We start from the raw sequence: 3,553 nt of genomic DNA, 5'->3' as shown, positions 1-3,553 counted from the left end.
GCGTGCGTGCCCACCAGCACGACACCGGCGTTGTTGAGACCCACCGACTGGAAGATCTCCAGGAACTTGCCGGTCAGGAAGTGACCGAAGCTGGCTCGGCGGCGAAGCGGCGCGACAGTGCGGCTCCGATGCCGCCGGCCCCGCCGGTGACCACCACGATCCGGTCGGTGAGGTTCACGCGGAGGCTCCTACCGGGTCGACACCCAACTGGGCGATGAGGGTGGTCAGCGCGGTCGCACCGCCGGCGGTCACCTCGGGGGTGGGCAGCAGCGCGAAGACCGGCACGTCCACACCGGCGTCGGCGTAGCGGCGCACCTGGGCGCGGCACCGCTCCGGCGAGCCGTGCAGCACCAGGGCGTCGACCACGTCGTCCGGCACCGCCGCGCTGGCCCCGCGCCGGTCACCGGCGGCCCAGGCCTCCCACATCGGCGCGAGCGTCTCGTCCCGGCCGAGCCAGCGGTGGAACTCGGCGTACGCGGGGACGGTCAGGTAGCTGGTGATGAGCCGCCGGCCCAGAGTCCGGGCGTACGCGGCGTCCTCGGTGGGGCACACGAAGATCCGGGCGGCGACCTCGAAGCCGGGGCGTCGCTCGCCCAACTCGGCGAGGGCACGCGGCACGTCGTCGGCGCTGAGCCAGTTGAGGATGACCCCGTCGGCCTCCGCGCCGGCGAGTCGGAGCATTCCCGGGCGCAGTGCGGCGAGCAGGATCGGTGGCGGCACCGCCGGTGGTCGTTCCAGCGTGAACCGTCGCACGGTGAAGGTGTCGTACACCTCGTCGACGGTCTCGCCACGCAGCGCGGCGCGCAGGAAACGCAGGACGTCACGGGTCCGCCGGAACGGCTCGTCGAACCGGACCGCGTTCCAGTCCCGGACCAGCACGGGCGAGGACGCCCCGATGCCGAGCGAGAACCGGCCCGGCGCGGCCTCGGCCAGCGCCGCCGCGCTCATCGCCAGCAGCCCGGGGCCCCGGGTGAAGACCGGCGTGATCGCGGTGCCGAGCCGTAGCCGGGGTTGCCAGGCGGCGGCGAGGGCCAGCGGGGTGAACGCGTCGGTCCCGGCGACCTCGGACGACCAGACGTCGGTGAACCCGGCCCGGTCGAGCGTCGCGTAGACCGCCTCGTGGTCGGCCAGCGGGATGCCGCCCAGCGGCACCGTCATGCCCCATCGATTCGTCACCGATCGATCGTGCCCGTTGACGGGGCACGCGAGCAAGATCCCCGTACTGGGCAGAATCGCCGGTTTCCGGCGGCGCGTGCCATCGGGGGTGCTACGACTGCCAGGTGGACCGGACCGACGGCGCAGGCCGCTGACCATGGGTTCCAGGGCAGCGGGACGCCTGGAGCCGGTCCCTGCGGCGACCGCTCCCGGCCGGGCCACCTTCCTCGAACTCTTCTTCGACCTGGTGTACGTCTTCGCGCTCACCCGGATCTCGGCCCGCGCGTTCGAGGACCTGACCCAGGAACCGGGCCGGGAGCACGGTTGGGGCACTGTCACCGGCAGCGGCAAGACCCTACTGCTGCTGCTCGCGCTCTGGGCGATCTGGCAGGGCACCGCGTGGACGACCAGCCGGTACGACCCGTACAAGGTGCCCCTGCAGACCGTGGTGATCACCGCGTTGGTGTGCAGCATGGTGATGGGGGTGGCGATCCCCCGGGCGTTCAGCGACACCGCGTTGATGTTCGCGGTGGCGTACGTGGTCGCGCAGGTGACCCGACCGGTGATCCTCTCGATCGCGCTGGGTCCGCACCCGTACCGCCGGTTGAAGGTGCGCATGGCGGTGGTGTTCGCCGTCAGCGGGGTGTTCTGGATCAGCGGCGCGATGTTGAGCACCAACATGCAGGTGGTGTTCTGGACGACGGCGCTGGTGATCGAGTACCTGGCCGCCCGCTGTGGCTGGCCGGTGCCGGGGCTGGGCCGTTCGACGATCTCCAAGTGGGAGATCGCCGGTGAGCACCTGGCCGAGCGGTACCAGCAGTTCTTCCTCGTCGCCCTGGGCGAGACGATCCTGGTGGCCGGTTTCGCGTACAGCAGGGGACCGTACAAGACGGGGCACGCCTGGGCGTTCGCGCTCGCGCTGGCCACGTCGATCATGCTGTGGCGGATCTACGTCCAGCGGGCCGGGCGGATCCTGGGCGAGGCGGTGACGAAGGCCCGGCACCCCGCGACCATCGGTCGGTCGGCGGCCGACACCCACCTGGTGATGGTGGTCGGGCTCGCCGCCACAGCGGTCGGATACGAGCTGATCATCGAGCATCCACTGGAACGGATCCCGGGGCCGTGGTTGGCCCTGGTGCTCGGCGGTCCGGCGCTGTTCCTGGCCGGTCGTTCCCGCCTCGAGTACGAGGTGTTCGCGCGGGTCTCGCCGTCGCGCTGGATCGCCCTGCTGACGCTGGCGGTGTCGGCGGTGCCGCTGTTGTTCCTGCCGGGTGTGGTCGCGACAGCGGTCGGGGCGCTCGTGCTGGCCGCTGTCGTCGTCGCCGACGCCCGCCGGGCCCACGGCGCCCCACCGGAGCCGGCCGCACCCCCGTTCTGATACGACCACGCACGTCGATTCGCTGCCGGCGCGACCGGTTAATCTCGGCCGGTGACCTTCTCCATCGTCGCCCGCTCCGCCGACGGCCGTCTGCACGGCGTCGCCGTCGCCAGCAAGTTCCTCGCCGCCGGGGCGGTGGTGCCGGCCGCCGCCGCCGAGGTGGGCGCGCTGGCCACCCAGGCGCACGCCAACCTCGCCTACCGTCCGCAGGGCCTCGCCCTGCTGCGCACCGGCGTGGCGGCGACCGATGTCGTGGCCGGGCTGGTCGCCGCCGACCCGGAGCGGGAGCACCGCCAGCTCGGCGTCGTGGGGGCCAGCGGTCCGGGTGCCAGCTGGACCGGGCCGGCCTGCCTCCCGTGGGCCGGCGGGCGGACCGGCGACGGTTGGGCCGCACAGGGCAACGTACTCACCGGCCCGGAGGTCGTCGACGCCCTCGGCGAGGCGTGGCTGGCGGGTGCGGCGTTGCCGTTCGCCGAGCGGCTGGTCGCCGCGCTGCGGGCCGGCGACGAGGCCGGCGGTGACCGACGGGGTCGGCAGAGCGCCGGGTTGCTGGTGGTCGAGCGTGGCGGCGGGTACGGCGGCACCAGCGACGTGCTGGTCGACCTTCGCGTGGACGATCACCCGGACCCGATCGCCGAGCTGAGCCGGCTGCTCGCCGTCCACACCATGCTGTTCGGTCGGCCGGACCCGGCCACCCTGCTCGACCTGACCGGCGCGGTCGCCGAGGAGGTGGCGGCGTTGCTCAGGGCGCTGGGCCATCCGGTGACCGACGATGGGCCCGAGGCGGCGTTGACCTCCTGGGCGGGGCTGGAGAACCTGGAGGAGCGGTTGGTGCCGGGCCGGATCGATCCGGTCGTCCTGACGCACCTGCGCGGAGTCGCCCCGCACGTCCCCGCGCCCCGGTCCGCGACCTGACCTGTTCGGGCTAGGGCCTGTTTCATAAGGGCGGTCGAGCCGAGGCGGAGTCCGGGCGGCGATCCGGCAAGGCGCGGTTTCGTCCGGATACCGGTGTTGTATCCG

At 73.0% G+C, this 3,553-nt stretch carries 3 protein-coding genes and 1 pseudogene; 2 read left to right on the top strand and 2 right to left on the bottom strand.

The genetic code is table 11. From position 1 onward, the window contains the following. Nucleotides 1-88: 88 nt before the first annotated feature. Nucleotides 89-178, bottom strand: a pseudogene (locus ACWCO3_RS32905) (dehydrogenase); the annotation flags it as partial. Next, nucleotides 175-1,158, bottom strand: coding sequence for an LLM class F420-dependent oxidoreductase (locus tag ACWCO3_RS32900; protein WP_145785549.1), 984 nt, complete (start codon nucleotides 1,156-1,158; stop codon nucleotides 175-177). The pseudogene ACWCO3_RS32905 and the gene ACWCO3_RS32900, both read right to left, overlap by 4 nt. A gap of 154 nt (nucleotides 1,159-1,312) precedes the next feature. Here ACWCO3_RS32900 and ACWCO3_RS32895 point away from each other — a divergent pair, with 154 nt between their 5' ends. Further along, the gene (locus ACWCO3_RS32895; RefSeq protein ID WP_450013825.1) at nucleotides 1,313-2,533 is read left to right on the top strand and encodes a low temperature requirement protein A; all 1,221 of its coding nucleotides are present in this window, start codon (nucleotides 1,313-1,315) and stop codon (nucleotides 2,531-2,533) included. Nucleotides 2,534-2,584: 51 nt separating this feature from the next. Then, nucleotides 2,585-3,448 (top strand): DUF1028 domain-containing protein, encoded by an 864-nt coding sequence (locus ACWCO3_RS32890; RefSeq protein ID WP_145779995.1) that lies wholly within the window; start codon nucleotides 2,585-2,587, stop codon nucleotides 3,446-3,448. Nucleotides 3,449-3,553: the final 105 nt, after the last annotated feature.

Source organism: Micromonospora sp. NPDC002411, assembly GCF_053592955.1.
This window is presented reverse-complemented; position numbering and strand designations above follow the sequence as displayed.